The sequence below is a fragment of the Pseudonocardia sp. TMWB2A genome (assembly GCF_017312135.1).
This window is the reverse complement of sequence record NZ_QKQY01000002.1, coordinates 6,100,409-6,117,881: the sequence shown is the minus strand read 5'-3', so window position 1 is coordinate 6,117,881 and position 17,473 is coordinate 6,100,409. Positions and strand designations below refer to the sequence as shown.

Annotated in this window: 24 protein-coding genes and 3 tRNA genes; 17 read left to right on the top strand and 10 right to left on the bottom strand. The window is 73.0% G+C overall.

Features of this window, described 5'->3' with window-relative positions:
• Window positions 1–62 precede the first annotated feature (62 nt).
• Both rpmF and mrf read right to left on the bottom strand, forming a co-directional pair.
• Window positions 63–242 (bottom strand): 50S ribosomal protein L32, encoded by a 180-nt coding sequence (rpmF, locus tag DMP17_RS43130; protein WP_226353861.1) that lies wholly within the window; start codon window positions 240–242, stop codon window positions 63–65.
• A complete protein-coding gene (gene mrf, locus DMP17_RS43125) occupies window positions 242–1,495 on the bottom strand; it encodes a ribosome hibernation factor-recruiting GTPase MRF (RefSeq protein WP_226353860.1) in 1,254 nt (417 codons plus the stop codon). The genes rpmF and mrf overlap by 1 nt, the downstream gene beginning before the upstream one ends.
• Window positions 1,496–1,576: 81 nt before the next feature.
• On the opposite strand from mrf, the gene rpmG (DMP17_RS43120) reads away from it, so the two are divergent.
• The 14 genes from rpmG (DMP17_RS43120) to rplA all read left to right on the top strand — a co-directional run bounded on the left by rpmG (DMP17_RS43120) (window position 1,577) and on the right by rplA (window position 6,968).
• Entirely contained in the window at window positions 1,577–1,744 is a 168-nt protein-coding gene (gene rpmG, locus DMP17_RS43120; protein WP_020623297.1) for a 50S ribosomal protein L33, read from the top strand.
• Window positions 1,744–1,986 (top strand): 30S ribosomal protein S18, encoded by a 243-nt coding sequence (gene rpsR, locus DMP17_RS43115; protein WP_226353859.1) that lies wholly within the window; start codon window positions 1,744–1,746, stop codon window positions 1,984–1,986. The genes rpmG (DMP17_RS43120) and rpsR overlap by 1 nt, the downstream gene beginning before the upstream one ends.
• A 3-nt stretch (window positions 1,987–1,989) precedes the next feature.
• Window positions 1,990–2,226 carry a 50S ribosomal protein L28 gene (gene rpmB, locus DMP17_RS43110; protein ID WP_179761792.1) on the top strand — a complete coding sequence of 79 codons (237 nt, stop codon included), beginning with the start codon at window positions 1,990–1,992 and terminating at the stop codon, window positions 2,224–2,226.
• A complete protein-coding gene (rpsN, locus tag DMP17_RS43105) occupies window positions 2,226–2,531 on the top strand; it encodes a 30S ribosomal protein S14 (RefSeq protein WP_337832501.1) in 306 nt (101 codons plus the stop codon). The genes rpmB and rpsN overlap by 1 nt, the downstream gene beginning before the upstream one ends.
• A gap of 126 nt (window positions 2,532–2,657) precedes the next feature.
• Window positions 2,658–2,730, top strand: a tRNA-Thr gene (locus tag DMP17_RS43100).
• Window positions 2,731–2,770: 40 nt separating this feature from the next.
• Window positions 2,771–2,846 (top strand) — tRNA-Met (locus DMP17_RS43095).
• Window positions 2,847–2,888: 42 nt separating this feature from the next.
• Entirely contained in the window at window positions 2,889–3,056 is a 168-nt protein-coding gene (gene rpmG / locus DMP17_RS43090; RefSeq protein WP_020623293.1) for a 50S ribosomal protein L33, read from the top strand.
• 26 nt (window positions 3,057–3,082) lie between these two features.
• On the top strand, window positions 3,083–3,550 hold the full coding sequence (locus DMP17_RS43085) for a MaoC family dehydratase N-terminal domain-containing protein (protein ID WP_100878745.1): 468 nt from the start codon (window positions 3,083–3,085) through the stop codon (window positions 3,548–3,550).
• Window positions 3,547–3,996 (top strand): MaoC family dehydratase, encoded by a 450-nt coding sequence (locus DMP17_RS43080; protein WP_337832500.1) that lies wholly within the window; start codon window positions 3,547–3,549, stop codon window positions 3,994–3,996. The genes DMP17_RS43085 and DMP17_RS43080 overlap by 4 nt, the downstream gene beginning before the upstream one ends.
• A gap of 109 nt (window positions 3,997–4,105) precedes the next feature.
• Window positions 4,106–4,181 (top strand) — tRNA-Trp (locus DMP17_RS43075).
• Between the two features lie 132 nt (window positions 4,182–4,313).
• A complete protein-coding gene (secE, locus tag DMP17_RS43070) occupies window positions 4,314–4,661 on the top strand; it encodes a preprotein translocase subunit SecE (RefSeq protein WP_062397901.1) in 348 nt (115 codons plus the stop codon).
• Window positions 4,662–4,719: 58 nt separating this feature from the next.
• Window positions 4,720–5,655 (top strand): transcription termination/antitermination protein NusG, encoded by a 936-nt coding sequence (nusG, locus tag DMP17_RS43065; RefSeq protein ID WP_337832499.1) that lies wholly within the window; start codon window positions 4,720–4,722, stop codon window positions 5,653–5,655.
• Window positions 5,656–5,726: 71 nt separating this feature from the next.
• Window positions 5,727–6,161, top strand: coding sequence for a 50S ribosomal protein L11 (gene rplK, locus DMP17_RS43060; RefSeq protein WP_073576496.1), 435 nt, complete (start codon window positions 5,727–5,729; stop codon window positions 6,159–6,161).
• An 84-nt stretch (window positions 6,162–6,245) separates the two neighbouring features.
• The gene (gene rplA / locus DMP17_RS43055) at window positions 6,246–6,968 is read left to right on the top strand and encodes a 50S ribosomal protein L1 (RefSeq protein WP_226353855.1); all 723 of its coding nucleotides are present in this window, start codon (window positions 6,246–6,248) and stop codon (window positions 6,966–6,968) included.
• A 72-nt stretch (window positions 6,969–7,040) separates the two neighbouring features.
• Here rplA and DMP17_RS43050 read toward each other — a convergent pair whose 3' ends face one another.
• The 4 genes from DMP17_RS43050 to DMP17_RS43035 all read right to left on the bottom strand — a co-directional run bounded on the left by DMP17_RS43050 (window position 7,041) and on the right by DMP17_RS43035 (window position 9,795).
• On the bottom strand, window positions 7,041–8,141 hold the full coding sequence (locus DMP17_RS43050) for a CaiB/BaiF CoA transferase family protein (RefSeq protein ID WP_226367647.1): 1,101 nt from the start codon (window positions 8,139–8,141) through the stop codon (window positions 7,041–7,043).
• Between the two features lie 59 nt (window positions 8,142–8,200).
• Window positions 8,201–8,485, bottom strand: a complete 285-nt coding sequence (locus tag DMP17_RS43045) for a hypothetical protein (protein WP_226353853.1) — start codon at window positions 8,483–8,485, stop codon at window positions 8,201–8,203.
• A 92-nt stretch (window positions 8,486–8,577) separates the two neighbouring features.
• Complete coding sequence (locus DMP17_RS43040) at window positions 8,578–8,988, bottom strand: sterol carrier protein (protein WP_226353852.1); 411 nt, start codon at window positions 8,986–8,988, stop codon at window positions 8,578–8,580.
• 141 nt (window positions 8,989–9,129) lie between these two features.
• The gene (locus DMP17_RS43035) at window positions 9,130–9,795 is read right to left on the bottom strand and encodes a response regulator (RefSeq protein ID WP_226353851.1); all 666 of its coding nucleotides are present in this window, start codon (window positions 9,793–9,795) and stop codon (window positions 9,130–9,132) included.
• Between the two features lie 64 nt (window positions 9,796–9,859).
• On the opposite strand from DMP17_RS43035, the gene DMP17_RS43030 reads away from it, so the two are divergent.
• The gene (locus DMP17_RS43030; protein WP_226367646.1) at window positions 9,860–11,143 is read left to right on the top strand and encodes a sensor histidine kinase; all 1,284 of its coding nucleotides are present in this window, start codon (window positions 9,860–9,862) and stop codon (window positions 11,141–11,143) included.
• Between the two features lie 82 nt (window positions 11,144–11,225).
• Entirely contained in the window at window positions 11,226–12,332 is a 1,107-nt protein-coding gene (locus DMP17_RS43025; protein ID WP_226353849.1) for an NDMA-dependent alcohol dehydrogenase, read from the top strand.
• A 72-nt stretch (window positions 12,333–12,404) separates the two neighbouring features.
• On the opposite strand, the gene DMP17_RS43020 is transcribed toward DMP17_RS43025, so the two are convergent.
• The 4 genes from DMP17_RS43020 to DMP17_RS43005 are packed head-to-tail and all read right to left on the bottom strand — an operon-like array spanning window position 12,405 to window position 15,925.
• Window positions 12,405–13,424 carry an LLM class F420-dependent oxidoreductase gene (locus tag DMP17_RS43020; protein ID WP_337832498.1) on the bottom strand — a complete coding sequence of 340 codons (1,020 nt, stop codon included), beginning with the start codon at window positions 13,422–13,424 and terminating at the stop codon, window positions 12,405–12,407.
• Window positions 13,421–14,695 carry a cytochrome P450 gene (locus tag DMP17_RS43015; RefSeq protein WP_226367644.1) on the bottom strand — a complete coding sequence of 425 codons (1,275 nt, stop codon included), beginning with the start codon at window positions 14,693–14,695 and terminating at the stop codon, window positions 13,421–13,423. Before DMP17_RS43015 ends, DMP17_RS43020 begins: the two co-directional genes overlap by 4 nt.
• A gap of 37 nt (window positions 14,696–14,732) precedes the next feature.
• The gene (locus DMP17_RS43010; protein ID WP_226353846.1) at window positions 14,733–15,512 is read right to left on the bottom strand and encodes a coniferyl-alcohol dehydrogenase; all 780 of its coding nucleotides are present in this window, start codon (window positions 15,510–15,512) and stop codon (window positions 14,733–14,735) included.
• Window positions 15,509–15,925, bottom strand: coding sequence for an SCP2 sterol-binding domain-containing protein (locus tag DMP17_RS43005; RefSeq protein ID WP_226353845.1), 417 nt, complete (start codon window positions 15,923–15,925; stop codon window positions 15,509–15,511). Before DMP17_RS43005 ends, DMP17_RS43010 begins: the two co-directional genes overlap by 4 nt.
• 102 nt (window positions 15,926–16,027) lie before the next feature.
• On the opposite strand from DMP17_RS43005, the gene DMP17_RS43000 reads away from it, so the two are divergent.
• Entirely contained in the window at window positions 16,028–17,467 is a 1,440-nt protein-coding gene (locus tag DMP17_RS43000; protein WP_337832497.1) for an aldehyde dehydrogenase family protein, read from the top strand.
• Window positions 17,468–17,473 lie beyond the last annotated feature (6 nt).

Below are 17,473 nucleotides of genomic sequence, written 5' to 3'. Positions count from 1 at the left end.
CGGGCATCGGGCGATCACGCCGTCCCGCCGGGCCGCCCGGGGCCCGTGGGTAAGGGGTCCCCTCAGTCCCGCCCGGCGGGCGGGGGCAGCAGGCCCCGGCGGTAGGCCGGGACGAGGGCGCGCGGCACCAGGTGCCGGCGTCCCTCCAGGGTGACCGGCACCAGGTCGGGCGTGGTCGCCTTCCACTGCGACCGGCGGTGCCGGGTGTTCGATCGCGACATCCGTCGCTTGGGAACGGCCATCAGAGGTCTCCTTCTCGGTCGGAACGGACGGTGGGGTCGTCCAGGGCGGCGGGCCCCACGGGCTCGGACTCGGCGCAGGGCTCGTCGTGGGCCCAGCCGAACGGGTCGGGCAGGGCGGCCCAGGCGTCCTCGCCCGCGGCGATCTCGGCGTCGGTGAGCAGCGCGGAGCGCAGGGCGGCGTCGATCTCGTCGGGGTCGGCGTCGTGGCAGATCGCGACGAGGTCCTGGGCGCGGTCGCCCCAGCGCGGGTGCCAGGCCAGCGCGGCCATCGCCCGGCGCTGGTCACCGGCCTCGGTCCACGCCTGCTCGTCGGCGCCGGCCAGCCAGTCACCGGCGTGGCCGATCCGCATGCCGCCGCCCGCGCTCTCCACCCACAGCACCGCGTCGGGACGGGTGGCGAGCCAGACGCGGCCCCGGGCGCGCACGACGCCGTCGAGCAGGCTGTCGATCGCCTCGTGCAGCCGGTCCGGGTGGAACGGGCGACGCGCGGAGAACAGCAGGGTGCGGACGCCGCTGTCGGCGTCCAGCGGGGGTGCCCCGCGCAGCAGCGGGTCGTGCACCCCGCCCGGGACGCCCCGGCGGGCCTCGGGCCCGAGCCCGTCGCAGAAGACCCGGTGGTCGGCACGCCCGGCGAGCAGCCGGGGTGCGGTGGGGCACAGCCGGTCCAGGACGGCGGCGGTCCGGTCCGCGCCCCCGGGCCCGACCGCGCGGGTCAGGACCAGGACGTCGGCGAACTCGGCCTGCCCGACGGCGAGCTGGGCGACGGTCCGCTCGTCGTCGGGCAGCGTGGACAGCCCGCGCTCGGGCAGGGTCGCGTCCCCGGTGGCGTCGTCCAACCAGCGGTCCGGGTCGAGCACGGCCACCACCCCGCGCAGGTCGACGAGGTCGGTCGCGGTGCAGGCCTCGCCGCCACCCGGCGGCTCGAACACCACCGCCCCCAGCGCCCAGCACACCGGCTCCGGCTCCAGGCGCGGGTCCAGGTGCAGTACCACCCGGTCCACCGTCCCGGCCAGCGCGGCCAGGGTCGGCAGCACGTCCTCGCGGATGGTGCAGCTCACACAGCCGTGGGCGAGCTCCAGCACGGTGCGCTCGTCGCGGCCCGCGTCGCGCAGCCGCCGGTGCACCACACCGCGGCCCAGGTCACGCAGGTCGTGGTGGAGCACGACGACACCCGGGTCCAGCTCGCGCATCCGCGTGATCGTCCGCTCCACCCCGTCGGGCTCGGTCCCGCACAGGACCACCAGCTCGGTCATGTCTTCCTCCCGGAGTCGGACGTGGTCACGGTCCGGTGTAGCGTAAACGAAAACGATTCCCATGTTGAGAGGAGGGGCGCGATGGCCAAGTCGACCGACGTCCGGCCGATCGTGAAGCTGCGCTCGACGGCGGGGACGGGCACGACCTACGTGACCCGCAAGAACCGCCGCAACGACCCGGACCGCCTGGTCCTGCGCAAGTACGACCCGAAGGTGCGCAGGCACGTCGAGTTCAAGGAGGAGCGCTGATGCCCGCACGTGCCAAGCCGGTGCGCGCGCCGCGCCGCAAGCCCAACCCGCTGAAGCAGCGGGGGATCGAGCACGTGGACTGGAAGGACGCCGCGCTGCTGCGCACGTTCATCTCCGACCGCGGCAAGATCCGCGCCCGCCGGGTGACCGGACTCACCGGCCAGCAGCAGCGGCAGGTGGCCACCGCGATCCGCAACGCGCGGGAGATGGCCCTGCTGCCCTACCCGCACGCGGGACGGTGAGCGATGGCGAAGCGCTGTGACCTGACCGGCCGCGAGCCGGGCTTCGGCAAGTCGGTCTCGCACTCCCACCGGCGCACCAGCCGGCGCTGGGACCCCAACGTGCAGACCCGCCGCTACTGGCTGGCCGAGGAGAACCGCTGGGTGCGGCTCACGCTCTCGGTGAAGGGCATCAGGACGGTGGACCGGATCGGTGTCTCCGCAGCGGTGGCGAAGATCCGGGCGAACGGGGTGAAGGTCTGATGGCCACGATCGGGCAGATCGCGAAGAACGAGCGGCGGAAGCAGATCGTCGCCCGCTACGCCGAGCGGCGGGCCGAGCTCAAGGCGATCGTCGCCCGCCCGTCGACGCCGGAGCCGGAGCGGGCCGCCGCGGTCGCCGAGCTGCGCCGCCAGCCGCGCGACGCCAGCGCGACCCGGGTCCGCAACCGCGACTCGGTCGACGGACGCCCCCGCGGGCACCTCCGCAAGTTCGGGGTGTCGCGGGTCCGGCTGCGCGAGCTCGCACACGACGGCGCACTGCCGGGTGTCCGCAAGTCGAGCTGGTGACGAACAGCGGTTGACCTGCAGGAACCGGGTTCCGGGACCCCCCGTTCGGGGGCCCGGAACCCCGGTGTAAAGTTCTTCCCGTCGGTGAGAGCGAGGCCCTCGGGCCCGCGGGACACCGGTGCTGCCGCCCCCTTAGCTCAGTCGGCAGAGCGTCTCCATGGTAAGGAGAAGGTCTACGGTTCGATTCCGTAAGGGGGCTCTACAAGGGGCCTCGCCGCATGCGGCGGGGCTTCTTGCATGACGGTGTAGCTCAGTTGGTAGAGCAAGCGGCTCATAATCGCTGTGTCGCCGGTTCAAGTCCGGCCATCGTCACCACGTTGGCGCATCATTCACGAGACATGCTGGGAGGCACCCGCGATGGCCAAGGCCACGGACGTGCGGCCGAAGATCACTCTGGCCTGCGAGGAGTGCAAGCACCGCAACTACATCACCAAGAAGAACCGGCGGAACGACCCCGACCGGCTCGAGATCAAGAAGTTCTGCCCGAACTGCGGCACCCACCGGGCGCACCGCGAGACCCGCTGAGTGCGTAGCGACTCCCGGAGCTGACAGTGGTCGACCAGTCCTGGGTCGGGCACAGCTCGGACCCGGTCGGGCCGTACCAGGTCGGTCGCGAGAAGATCCGCGAGTTCGCCGTCGCCATCGGTGACGGCGATCCGCTCTTCCGTGACGTAGACGCGGCACGTGCCGCGGGTCACGCCGACCTGGTGGCCCCGCCGACGTTCCCGACCTGCTTCACGATGCCGGTCATCGAGGGCTTCCTCCGGGAACCCGCGTTCGGGTGGGACTACACCCGCATGGTCCACGGCGACCAGCGGATCACGTTCCGCAGGCCGGTCGTCGCCGGCGACGAGCTCACCACGGTGCTGCACGTCGACGAGCTGCGCACCCGGGCCGGCAACCACATGCTGACGCTGCGCTGCGAGGTCACCGACGCGGCGGGCGAGCCGGTGGCGACCACGCACTCGATGCTGGTCAGTCCCGCCGGTGAGGACGCGGGCAGCGAGGGGGACGCGTGAGTGCACCGCTGACCCCGCAGACCGCCGCCGCCTGCGCCAAGGGCGACGCGCTGCCGTCGCTGACCGTGCAGGTCACCCGCGCCGACCTGGTGCGCTACGCCGGTGCCTCCGGCGACCTCAACCCGATCCACTGGAGCGACCGCGTCGCCTCGGTCGCCGGACTGCCCGGTGTGATCGCGCACGGGATGCTCTCGATGGCCCTCGCCGGCCGCGTGCTGACCGCGTGGACCGGGGACCCGGCCGCGATCCGCAGCTACGGCACCCGCTTCACCCGGCCCGTCGTCGTCCCGGACGACGACACCGGCGCCACCGTCGAGCTCTCCGGCACCGTCGCCGAGGTGCGCGAGGAGGGCGGGGAGCGGATCGCCGTCGTCGATCTCAAGGCGGCCTTCGAGGGGAAGACGGTGCTCGGCCGGGCCCGCGCCGAGGTCGTCCTCCCGGGGTGAGGCGACCCGGGGTACGGGCCCGCGGAAGCGGGTGCGTACACTCGTTCCAGCCGGACGCACCGGATGATCCGTTGCGTCCGCCCCGCCGCCACGTGGCGGATCGGGGCAAAGGGGTGTAGCTCAATTGGCAGAGCAGCGGTCTCCAAAACCGCAGGTTGCAGGTTCAAGTCCTGTCACCCCTGCCACGACGCCGCAGGCCGCCGGAGATCACGGCGGCGCGGCCGACGGCACGGACGGCGAAGCGACGAGGGTTCTCCCGAAGCGGAGGACGTGACCGAGGGCGGGCGGACGCCCGCCACGTGCGGAGGGCGACACGCGTGAGCGACGAGCACGAGTCGGAGCGGCCCGGGCGGGAGCGCCCGAGCAACGCCGCCGACCGTCGTGGGCGGCGGGCCTCCGGCTCCGCGAGCACCCCCGGCAAGGGCCGTGCCACCCCGACCCGCGCCACCGCGGCGACGAAGGAGAAGAAGCCGTCGCTCTTCGCCCGGCTCGCCCGGTTCCTGCGCGAGGTCGTCGCCGAGCTCCGCAAGGTCATCTGGCCCGACCGCGGCCAGATGGTGAAGTACACCATCGCGGTCCTGATCTTCGTGTCGATCATGGTGGCGCTGGTGTTCGTGCTGGACTCGGCGTTCGCCGAGGGCGTCGCCCTGCTGTTCGGCAACTGACGCGAGTACGAACGCCGACCGGCTCCGACCGACACCGAACAATGGAAGCGAGTAGGACGTGACCTCCGACAGCAAGGCGTACGACGAGGCGGCCGACGAGGCCGCGATCGACGCCGTCGCCGAGAACGCGGCCGACGAGACGCTGCCCGAGCAGTCCGTCCAGGACGCCGACGTCGAGGCGGCGCACGGTGAGGACGTCGTCTCCGGCGACTACACCGAGGCCGACGACGACTCCACCCCTGGCGCCGTGGCCGAGACGCTCGAGGGTGAGGACGCCCCGACCGCCGAGGACGACACCGACACCACCGAGGCGGGCGCGACCGACGCCGACGAGGCGGACGCCGTCGCGGAGGAGCCGGCCGAGGACGTGGACCCGGAGGAGGAGCTGCGCGCCGCACTGCGTCGCGCGCCCGGCGACTGGTACGTCGTCCACTCCTACGCGGGCTACGAGAACAAGGTGAAGTCGAACCTCGAGACCCGGGCGCAGACCCTGGACGTCGAGGACTACATCTTCCAGGTCGAGGTGCCCACCGAAGAGGTCACCGAGATCAAGAACGGGCAGCGCAAGAAGGTCCAGCGCAAGGTGCTGCCCGGCTACATCCTGGTGCGGATGGAGCTCAACGACCAGTCCTGGGGCGCGGTGCGGAACACGCCGGGCGTCACCGGGTTCGTCGGCGCGACGTCCAAGCCGTCGCCGCTGACGATCAACGAGGTCGTGAAGTTCCTGCTGCCGAAGGTCGAGGCCCCCAAGAAGGAGGCCGAGGCCGGCAGCCGCGCGTCCGGCGGCGGCTCCGGCTCGTCCGGCGGCGCCCCCACCATCGAGGTCGACTTCGAGGTCGGCGAGTCGGTCACCGTCATGGACGGCCCGTTCGCCACGCTCCCCGCGAGCATCTCCGAGGTCAACGTCGACGCCCAGAAGCTCAAGGTGCTGGTCTCGATCTTCGGCCGGGAGACCCCGGTCGAGCTCGGGTTCAACCAGGTCTCCAAGATCTGATCGCACCCGTGAGGAACGTCCGCGGCATGGCAGGGCCGCGTGGCGTGCACATCGATCACTGAGGAACGGACATGCCCCCCAAGAAGCGGAAGCTCTCCGCGATCATCAAGCTCCAGATCCAGGCAGGCGCAGCGACGCCGGCCCCGCCGGTCGGCCCCGCACTGGGCCAGCACGGCGTCAACATCATGGAGTTCTGCAAGGCCTACAACGCGGCGACCGAGGCCCAGCGCGGCAACATCGTGCCGGTCGAGATCTCGGTCTTCGAGGACCGGTCGTTCTCCTTCGAGCTGAAGACCCCGCCCGCGGCGCGGCTCCTGCTCAAGGCGGCCGGTGTCGAGAAGGGCTCCGGCGAGCCGCACAAGACCAAGGTCGCCAGCGTGACCATGGCCCAGGTCCGGGAGATCGCCCAGGTCAAGATGAACGACCTGAACGCGAACGACCTCGACCAGGCCGCCAAGATCATCGCCGGCACCGCCCGGTCGATGGGCATCACGGTCGACGGCTGAGCGAGCCCCCCACACCACCCGTACGCGTGGGAGAGCCGGGCGCGGCTCCTACCACGACCTGACCTCTGAAGGAGACGAGGACAGATGGCACAGCGCAGCAAGGCCTACCGTGAGGCCTCCGCGAAGATCGACGCGGACCGCCTCTACTCGCCGCTCAGCGCGGCGAAGCTGGCCCAGGACACGGCCAGCAAGAACACCGACGCGACCGTCGAGGTCGCGATGCGGCTGGGCGTCGACCCCCGCAAGGCGGACCAGATGGTCCGCGGCACCGTGAACCTGCCGCACGGTACCGGTAAGACCGCCCGGGTCATCGTGTTCGCCACCGGCGACAAGGCCACCGAGGCCGAGGCCGCCGGCGCCGACGCCGTGGGCGCCGAGGACCTCATCGAGCGGATCCAGGGCGGGTGGCTCGACTTCGACGCCGCCATCGCGACCCCTGACCAGATGGCCAAGGTCGGCCGCATCGCCCGCATCCTCGGCCCGCGTGGCCTGATGCCGAACCCGAAGACGGGCACCGTGACGCCGGACGTCACGAAGGCCATCAACGAGATCAAGGGCGGCAAGGTCAACTTCCGGGTCGACAAGCAGGCCAACCTGCACCTCGTCATCGGCAAGGCCTCGTTCGACACCGAGAAGCTGGTGGAGAACTACGGCGCCGCCTACGACGAGATCCTGCGGCTCAAGCCGTCGGCCGCCAAGGGCCGCTACGTCAAGAAGATCACCGTCTCCACCACCACCGGGCCGGGCATCCCGGTGGACCCGAACCGCACCCGCAACCTGCTGGTCGCGGACGAGGAGACCGACTGATCGGCTGATCAGCGCCTGACACGACGACGCCCCCGGTTCCCTGCGGAACCGGGGGCGTCGTCGTGTGCGGGGTCAGGCCCAGTCGCGCAGGACGTCCTCGACGCTCTCCGGTCCGGTGCCGCGACCGGCGGTCTCGGTGACCGTGCGGGAGAAGCGCGGAGCCGGCGCGGCCTGGGGCACGCCGTCGGAGGTGACGATGGTGCCGCGCGCGGTCAGGTGCGCGTTCTCGCGGGCCTCGGCGAACGACAGCACCGGGGTGGTGCAGGCGTCGGTGCCCTCGAAGACCGCGGCCCACTCGTCGCGGGGCTTGGAGGCGAACACCTCGGTGAACCGGGCCCGCATGGCCGGCCAGCCGCCGCGGTCGTACTGCGGGCCGAGCTCGTCCTCGGTGAGCCCCAGGCCGGCGATGAGCTGGGCGTAGAACTGCGGCTCCAGCGCCCCGACGGCCATGTGCCCGCCGTCGGCGCAGGTGTAGGTGTCGTAGAACGGGGCGTGCCCGTCGAGCAGGTTGGAGTCGCGCTCGTCTACCCAGGCGTCCTGGGACAGGAAGCCCCAGAACATCTGGTTCAGCACGCTGACGCCGTCGACCATGGCGGCGTCGACGACCTGGCCCTGCCCGGAGGCCTTCGCCTCCCATATCGCGGCCAGCACGCCGACGACGAGCAGCATCGACCCGCCGCCGAAGTCCCCGACCAGGTTCAGCGGCGGGACCGGGCGCTCCCCGGCACGGCCGATCGCGTGCAGCGCACCGGTCATTGAGATGTAGTTCAGGTCGTGCCCGGCGCGCGGCGCCATCGGGCCGTCCTGGCCCCAGCCGGTCATCCGCCCGTAGACCAGGCGCGGGTTGCGGGCGTGGCAGTCCTCGGGGCCGACGCCGAGGCGCTCGGTGACGCCCGGCCGGTAGCCCTCCAGGAGGACGTCGGCGGACTCGACCAGCCGCAGCACGGTCTCCCGGCCCGCCGGGTCCTTCAGGTCCGCGGTGACCGAGCGACGGCCGCGCGCCGTCGGGTCGGGCACCGCGTCGGACCCGAGCTTCAGCCCGCCCGACGGCCGGTCGATGCGGACGACGTCCGCCCCGAGATCGCCCAGGATCATCGCCGCGTGCGGCCCCGGCCCGATCCCGGCCAGCTCGATCACCTTCAGTCCGGCCAGCGGACCCTTGCCCCGTGTCACCGTGGACCTCCTCGTCGCGCGAATGGTTCCCGGCGACGGTAGCGACCCGGCGCCGGTGCTCAGCCGGTCGACTCGCGAGCCGGCTCCTCGTAGTCCCAGATGTCCTTACCGATCTCACGGACGGGATGGTCGGTCTCGTCCCGTTCCTGGATCGTGTAGGCGTAGCGGCCGTGTTGCCAGCCGTCGCGCGTCGCGACCTCCAGCAGGCAGGCCTCGGCCCAGCCGTGCCACTCGTCGAAGTCGCGGGGCAGCGGGTCGGGTGCGTCGCACTCGATCTCGGTCATCCGGTGCAGCACGCCCCGCAGCGGCTGCCAGGCGTGCACGTCCAGCCAGATGTTGTCCATCGCCGGCGCCTCCGTCGGGTGGGGTCGACCCCCAGTCTCGCCGGGCGCCGTCGTGGCGGGCCGGACGGCCGGGGGTCTTCACCCGATCGTGGTCAGGCCTTCAGCAGGTCCTCGCGGCCCTCGGCCTCGAGCTTCGCCTTGTACGGGCCGAAGAGCTGCTTGGCGATCGGCAGCAGCTTGAGGACCTTCGAGACCGGGCCCTTGGCGCGGACGTCGCCCTTGGCCAGCGCGACCGGGAGGATGACCTTGCCCAGCCAGAACCGGTTGCCGGTGTCGGCGGACATGAACAGCTCGATGTTCGGGTCGGGGCCCTGCCCGGCGCCGGTGTGGATCTCCGAGTTCGGCATGTCCACGGTGAGGACGGCGTCCGGGTTCGTGTAGGTGATCCGCAGGACGACCCCGGACGGCTGCAGCTTCGCCACCAGGTCCGGGTCGGCCATCCCGATCCGGAACACCCCGCCCAGGTACTCGTAGACCTCGGCCTCGTCGGCGAACACGGCCATCAGCGCCTCCTCGCGAGATGTGGCCGGGCAGGATGCCGCCCGGCACGTCGCGGCGAGTCTGTCCCGCGCCGTCCGGGGCGCGCAGCCGATCACCGGGCCAGGCTTGGCCCGTCCGGGCCGTGCGGCGGGCCGGGGCGGATCTCAGCGACCGGCCGGGTGCTCGTCGAGCAGCCCGCAGCGCCCCGCCAGCGCGGCCGCCTCGATCCGGTTCGCCGCGCCCAGCTTGTGCAGCAGCGAGGCGATCATGCGCTTGGCGGTGCGCTCGCTGACCAGCATCGGGCGGGCGATGTCGGCGGTCTCCAAACCCCGTGCCAGCAGCGTCCACAGCTCGATGTCGCGTTCACCGAGCCGGTCGAGCAGGCCGTCGGCGGTGCGGTCGGCCGCGACGAGCAGGGCGTCGAGCAGCTCCGCGCGCAGCACCCGCACCCCGGCCGCGATCGACAGCAGTGGCGCGACCAGCACCTCCGGGTCGGCGGACTTGCCCAGGTAGCCGTCGGCGCCGGCGCGCATCGCGGCGGCGGCGAGGTCCAGGTCCTCGGTGCCCGACAGCGCCAGCACCCGGGTGGCGGGGTAGGCGGCCTTGACCCGGCGGATCGTCTCCACCCCGCCCAGCGGGGGGAGTGCGAGGTCGACGATCGCGATCCCGGCCCGGTGCTTCCCGACCAGCGCGACGGCGTCCTCCCCGGCGGTGGTCGAGTCCGCGACCCGGAAGGTGTCCCCGGCGCGGGACTCCAGCAGCAGGGCGAGGCCCTGTGCGAACAGGGCGTGGTCGTCGACGATGACGACCACGTGCGGCGCTGTCGGCACGGGCGGCATGGTCGGTGAGCCTAGTGTGGCCGCCGACCCCGTCCGCTCCCGAGAGGCCCCGACCGTGACCGCGCCCGCCGGTGAACTGCCCGAACGCACCCGGGAGGAGCGCCAGGCCGTCGTCCTCAGGATCTGTGTCGTGCTCGGCGCGGTGGGCCTGCTGGTGGCCCGGCCGGACCTCACCGGGGGCGGACCGGTCGTGGCTGCCGTCCTGATCGGGCTGAGCGCGGTCTACGCGGCCGCGCTCGGGGTCGTCTCGGTGCTCCGCGGGCGGCTGCCCGTCCCGCCGGCCGTGCTGACCGGGGTCGACGGTCTGCTAGCCCTGCTCGCCTGCGGGCTCACCGGTGGGGTGGCGAGCCCGATGGTGGCCGCGCTCCCGCTGGTCGTCATCGCGATCGCGCTGCGCGGCGGGCACCGGCTCGGGCAGCTCGTCGCGCTCGGTCTCGGCGTCGGCTACACCGCGGCGGCGCTGCTCGGCTCCGCCCCGGGGGTCACGGTCGGCGCCGCGGTCGTCGCGGGACTGTGGTGGACCGGTTTCCTGTTCGCGACGGCGGTGCTCACCGGGGTCCTCGTGCGCCTGCTGGAACGCCAGCTCGCCGACATCGCCACCACCCGGGCCCGGGCCGAGAGCGAGCACGAGCGCTACCTGTCCGAGCGTGCGCTGCGGGACCGGATCGTGTCCCAGAGCCGGGCCCGGCTCGACGGGGCCCGCGTCGTGCTGCACGAGTTCCGGACCCCGGTCGCCTCGCTGACCGCGCTGTCGGCCGACCTCGCCGCGGGCAGGCTGGGCGGGGACGCCGCCCGGCGGGCGTCGCGGCTGCTCGCCGACCACGCCGCCCACCTCCAGGACATGCTCGACGGGCTGGCCGACCTGGCCGTCGCCGACGGCAGCCCGCTCGGGCGCGACCGGCCCCGCCGCGTCGCGCTCGCCGAGCTGGCCGACGCCGTGCTCGACGCCGCCGGGATCGCCGCGCACCGGCGGCACCCGGTCGTCGAACCGGCCGGGGCCGCGGTCCACTGCGACCCGCAGCGGCTGCGCCGGATGCTCACCAACCTGGCCGAGAACGCCGCCCGGCACTCCGGTGACGAGGTCGTGGAGCTGCACCTGGCCCACGACGGTGCCGTGCTCACCGCCGAGGTCCGCGACCGCGGGCCCGGGCTGCCCGCGGGGCAGGAGGGCGTCGTGACGGCCAAGGGCGTCGCGCTGGGGGAGCGCCGCGGTACGGCCGGGCTGGGCCTGTGGATCGCCGAGGCGCTCGCGTCCGCGATGGACGGTGAGCTGAGCCTGCTCCCGCGCGAGGGCGGCGGCCTCGTCGCCCGGCTCACCCTGCCGCTCGCCGGCGCCTGAGGACCGGTCTGGCACCCGGGGGCCAGCGCTGGCGCGGGCGACGGCTGTGCCGGAGGTCTCCGCCCGGCCAGGATCGACCGCCATGCGTACGACGGCAGCGGTGCTGTGGGAACCCGGTGGCAAGTGGGAGATCGAGGAGGTCGAGCTCGACTCCCCGAACGCCGGGGAGGTGATGGTCGAGCTGACCGCGTCGGGGCTGTGCCACTCCGACGAGCACCTCGTGACCGGTGACCTGCCCGCGGTCCTGCCGATGGTCGGCGGCCACGAGGGCGCGGGCCGGGTCATCGAGGTCGGCCCGGGCGTCACCGAGCTCGAGATCGGCGACCCGGTCGTGATGACCTTCCTGCCCTCCTGCGGGCGCTGCCCGTACTGCTCCAAGGGCCAGCCGAACCTCTGCAACGACGGCGCCGGAGCCACCCTCGGCCCGCAGCTCGACGGCACCTACCGGTTCCACGCCCGCGGCGAGGACCTGGGCCAGATGTGCCTGCTCGGCACGTTCGCCCGGCACACCGTGGTCCCGGTGAAGTCCGCCGTGAAGATCGACGAGGGCTTCCCGCTCGACCTGGCCGCGCTGGTCGGCTGCGGCGTCACCACCGGCTTCGGCTCCTCGGTGCGCACCGCCGACCTGCGGGCCGGGGACACCGCCGTCGTCATCGGGATCGGCGGCATCGGTGCGAACGCGGTGCAGGGCGCCCGGGCGGCGGGCTGCCGCTACGTCGTGGCCGTCGACCCGGTCGGGCACAAGCGGGAGCGCTCCCGCGAGCTGGGCGCCACGCACGTCGCCGCGAGCATCGACGAGGCCTGGGAGATCGTCAGCGAGGTGACCCGCGGGCAGATGGCCGAGGCGGCGATCCTGTGCACCGGCGTCGCGATGGGCGACGACCTGCAGCCCGCGCTGCAGCTGGTCGGCAAGCGAGGCCGGGTCGTCGTCACCGCGCTGGCCCGCGCCGAGGAGGAGACGGCGTCGCTGTCGCTGCTCGACCTCACGCTCTACGAGAAGCAGATCCGCGGCGCGCTGTTCGGCAGCTCCGCGGCGCAGTTCGACATTCCGCGCCTGCTGGAGATGCACAACCTCGGCCACCTCAAGCTCCGTGAGCTGATCACCAAGGAGTACACCCTCGACCAGGTCAACGAGGGCTACGAGGACATGCGTTCCGGACGCAACATCCGCGGCCTGATCCGCTACTGACCGCCCCCGGCGCGCACCGACGGCCCCGGTCCCGCACGAGCGGGACCGGGGCCGTCGGCGTGGGGGAGCGGGTCAGCCGTCGACGAGCTCGCGCACGGTGCGCAGGTGCTCCGGGCTGCCGTCGACGACCATCGTCGTGACCAGCGAGTCGCGGAACACCGGCAGCTCCTCGGCGATCTTCGCCTTCGGGCCGATCAGGGCCACCTGCTCGACCATCGAGGTCGGGATGGCCTTCGCGGCCGCGTCCTTGTCCCCGCCCAGGTAGAGCTCCTGGATGCGGGCGCACTCGTCGTCGTAGCCCATGCGGGCGAAGACCTCGTAGTGGAAGTTGGCGCCCTTGGCGCCCATCCCGCCGATGTAGAGCGCGAGGAACGGGCGGATCCGGTCCGCGGCGGCCTCGATGTCGTCGTCGACGACGACCTGCACCATGCAGACGACCTCGAAGCCGTCCGGGCGCCCGCCGCGGGCGGCGAACCCGGCGTCGAGGGACGCGCGGTAGTGCGCGTCGTGCCGGGGCGCGTAGAACAGCGGCTGCCAGCCGTCGGCGATCTCGGCGGCCAGTGCGACGTTCTTCGGGCCCTCGGCCGCGAGCAGGATCGGCAGGTCGGTCCGGTACGGGTGCAGCGTCGAGCGCAGCGGCTTGCCCAGCCCGGTGCCGCCCGGGTACGGGATCGGGTAGTGCGGCCCGTCGGAGCCGACCTTCTCCCGGGCGATCGTGTCCCGCAGGACCGCCACGTACTCCCGGGTGCGGGCCAGCGGCTTCGGATACGGCTGCCCGTACCACCCCTCGACGACCTGCGGCCCGGACGCGCCGATGCCCAGCACCATCCGCCCGCCGGACAGGTGGTCCAGGGTCATGGCGGCCATCGCCGACGCGGTCGGGGTGCGCGCGGACATCTGCACGACCGAGGTGCCCAGGCGCATCCGCGTGGTGCGGGAACCGAGCCAGGACAGCGGGGTGAACGCGTCCGAGCCGTAGGCCTCGGCCGTCCACATCGAGTCGAAACCCAGGTCCTCGGCGGCGTCGACCTTCTCGACGGTGCCGGGGGGCGGGCCGGCGCCCCAGTAGCCCAGGGCCAGTCCGAGCTTCACGACGCCGTCCCGAAGGTCACCGGGAGCCGCTTGATCCCGTTGATGAAGTTGCCGGTGAGGAACTCCGGCTCGCCCACCGACAGGTCCGGGACGCGGGTGAGGAGCTCGTGGAACAGCGCCCGCAGCTGGGTCTTGGCCAGGTGGTGGCCCATGCAGAAGTGCGGGCCGCCGCCGCCGAAGCCGACGTGCGGGTTCTCGGCGCGGGTGATGTCGAAGACGTCCGGGTCGGCGAAGACGGCGTCGTCGCGGTTGCCGGAGTGGTAGAAGAGCACGACCCGCTCGCCCTCGGCGATGCGCTGCCCGCGGATCTCGGTGTCGCGGGTCGCGGTGCGGCGGAAGGTCAGCACCGGGCTCGCCCAGCGGACGAACTCCTCGACGGCCGGCTTGATCCGGTCGTCGAACTCCTCGGTGAGCAGCCGCTTCTGCTCGGGGTTGCGGTCCAGCGCGAGGATCGCGTGGCTGGAGGTCTGCCGGGTGGTGTCGTTGCCCGCGACGCAGAGCAGCACGAAGAACGCCGCGATCTCCTCGTCGGTGAGCGCGTCGCCGTCGACCTCGGCCTGGACCAGGGCGGTCATCAGGTCGTCGGCGGGCTCCTCGCGGCGCAGCGCGGACAGCTCGAACGACGCGGTGTGCAGCGTCATCAGCCCGTTGAGCAGCACCGCCATCGGGTCGCCCTCGCCGATGTAGTCCGGGTCGTTCCAGCCGACCATGGCGTTGGCGGCGTCGGCGACCTCCTGCCGCTTGTCCGGCGGGATGCCGATCATCTGCGAGATCGTCCACATCGGCAGCCGCGCCGCGACCGCGGTCACGAAGTCCGCCGAGCCGTCGCCCGCGAGCAGGTCGTCGACGATGATCCGGGCCTGCTCGGCGATCTGCTCCTCGATCTGCCGGACCCGACGCGGGGTGAACACCGAGCTGATGACCTTGCGCTGGCGGTGGTGTCGCGGTGCGTCCATCGCGAGGATGGAGTGCGCGGCCTCCAGCATGTCCTCGGGCACGTCCTCCAGCATCACGCCGCCGTACTGCTGGCCGGACGCGAAGGTCTCGGCGTCGCGGCTGACGGCCTGGATGTCGGCGTGGGTGACCAGCGCCCAGAACCCGGGGGCATCCGGGTCGGGGAGCAGGTCGGTCTCGGCCGGGGGGTGCCAGGACAGCGGTCGCTCGCGGCGCAGCTCGGCGAACCGCTCCTCGCGGGCGTCCGGGGTCTGCGCCCAGAACGCCTGGGTGGAGATGTCGAGCGGGTCGTACGGGCGCTTCTCCGTCGTGGTCACGGGGTTGCCTCCTCGCGGTTGCGTCGTCGGAACCGGATCAGATCTCGGGTGGGGGGATCATGCCCGTCAGCACGGCACCGCTGATGCCGCCGTCGGCGACGAGCGCGTGCCCGTTGATCCAGGCGGACTCCGGGCCGGCCAGGAACAGCACCGGTCCGGCGATGTCGGCGGGGGCCGCGTGCCTGCCGAGGAACGCGGCGAGCGCGTCGAGGTTCTCCTTGCCCATCGACTCCTCGAAGTCGCCGAGGATGGGCGTCTCGACCGGCCCGGGGCAGACGGCGTTCATCCGCACCCCGTTCTCGCCGAACACGGGGGCCATGAGCATCGTGTAGACGATCAGGGCCTCCTTCGAGAAGTTGTAGGTGTTGCCCGCCTGCGGGTGCTCGGCGAACCAGGCGAGCCCCTCGTCGACGGTGTCGGTGGCGAGCAGCTCGCGCAGCGCCGCCAGCCGACCCGCCCAGGCGTAGCCGGCGATGGAGGCGACGTTCACGATCGCGCCACCGGGGCGGATCCGCTCGACGACCGACTCGGTCAGGTGACGGAGCCCGAGCAGGTTCACCCGCAGCACGAGCTCCGCGGGCGCGGTGCCGGGCACCCCGGCCACGTTGCAGAGGGCGTCGAACTCCCCGTCGAGGGCGGCGACGGCGGCGTCGATCGACGCGACGTCGGACAGGTCGCAGTGCACGTGCCGCGCGACGCCGACGGGGGTGTCCTTCAGGTCCAGCGAGACGACCTCGTCGCCGGCGTCGACGAACCGGCGCGCGACCTCGGCGCCGATCCCGGACGCGGCACCGGTCACCAGTACCCGGCGGCTCACTTGGTGACCAGGAGGTCCTCGCGGCCGTCGGCCTTGAGACGCTCGACGTAGGCCGGGAACAGGCGCTTGGACAGCGGCGCGAGCTGCAGGAGCTTGGTGACCGTGCCGTCGACCTTCACCTTGCCCTTGGCCATGGCGAAGGTCAGGTTGACCGTGCCCTGCCAGTAGGCGTTCGCGGTCTCGGTGGACATGGTCATCGTGGCCTGCGGCTCGGGGGCGCCGTCGTCGGAGCCCTTCCAGACCTTGGCCCCGGGCAGGTCGATGATCAGCGCGGAGTCGGGGTCGGTGCACTGCTGGCGCAGGACCAGGCCGGTGCCGCGGAGCTTGGGCTCCAGCTCGGGGTCGGCCAGTGCGGTCTCGAAGATGCCACCGATGTAGCGGTACAGCTCGTCCTCGTCGGCGAATCCGGGCACGGTTCCTCCACGTCGTCGTGTGTGCGCGTCCTTGCCACCCGAACGTAACGTAGATTACGTTACTGCGGAAGTACCCGACCCCGACGACGTGGAGTGCCGGCGATGACCGTGACCAGGACCGGGGAGCCCACCGGGGCCACCGACGACGCCTCCGACGACGCCTCCGACGGCACGAGCGTCCGCGAGCAGGTCGCCCGCCTGCGGACCACGTTCCGTGGTGGCCGTACCCGCGACCGGAGCTGGCGGCTGCGCCAGCTGAGCGGTCTCGAGCGGATGCTCACCGAGGCCGAGGCCGAGGACGAGTTCGTCGCGGCCCTCGCCGCCGACCTCGGCCGTCCCCGCGTCGACGCCTGGATGGCCGACCTGGCCCCGACCGTCGCGGAGTCCCGCCACGCCCGGAGGCACCTGCGCCGCTGGATGCGCCCGCACCGGGTCGGCCTGCCGCTGTCGGTGCAGCCGGGGTCGGCGCGCTGGGTGCACGAGCCGCTCGGGGTCGTGCTGGTCATCGGGCCGTGGAACTACCCGGCGTACCTCACGCTCGCGCCGCTGGTGGCCGCGTTCGCGGCCGGGAACTGCGCCGTGGTGAAGCCCTCGGAGTACGCGCCCGCGACCGCGGAGGTGCTCGCCCGGCTGCTGCCGCGCTACACCGACCCGGACGCCGTCGCCGTCGTCACCGGAGGGCCGGGGGAGACCCAGGAGCTGCTCGCCCAGGGCCTGGACCACGCGTTCTTCACCGGCAGCCCGGAGGTCGGGGCGAAGGTGATGGCCGCCGCGGCGCCGCACCTGACCCCGGTCACGCTCGAGCTGGGCGGGAAGAGCCCGGTGATCGTCGCCGCGGATGCCGACGTCGAGGTCGCCGCGCGCCGGATCGCCTGGACCAAGCTCATGAACTCCGGCCAGACCTGCGTCGCCCCGGACTACCTGCTCGTCGACTCCGCCGTCCGCGACGAGCTGGTCGAGCGGCTGGTCGCCGAGACCGCGCGGATGCGCGGCGGCGCGGGCGGGGGCGTGCGGATCGTCGACGCCCGGCAGGCGGCGCGGCTCGCGGGTCTGCTCGCCGACGACCACGGGGGCACCGTGGTGGCCGGCGGGACGATCGACCCGGAGACCCGCACCGGGGAGCCGACGGTCGTGCTCGACCCGCGGCCGGGGTCCCGGCTGATGACCGAGGAGATCTTCGGCCCGATCCTGCCGGTGCTGACCGTCGACGGTGTCGACGCCGCGATCGCGCACGTCAACGCCGGTCCGAAGCCCCTGGCCGCCTACGTGTTCACCGGCTCGTCGCGCACCGCGGAGCGGGTCACCCGCGAGGTCCCCGCCGGGGCGACCGTCGTCAACCACCTGATGTTCCACGTGCTGGTGCCCCAGCTGCCCTTCGGGGGAGTGGGGCGCAGCGGCTCCGGGGCCTACCACGGGCGGTTCGGGTTCGAGACCTTCTCGCACCGGCGGGCGGTGTTGCGCAAGCCTGCCCGGCCCGACCCCGGCATCGTCTACCCGCCCTACGACGGGCGGACCGAACGCCTGCTGCGCAGGATCTTCTGATCGGAC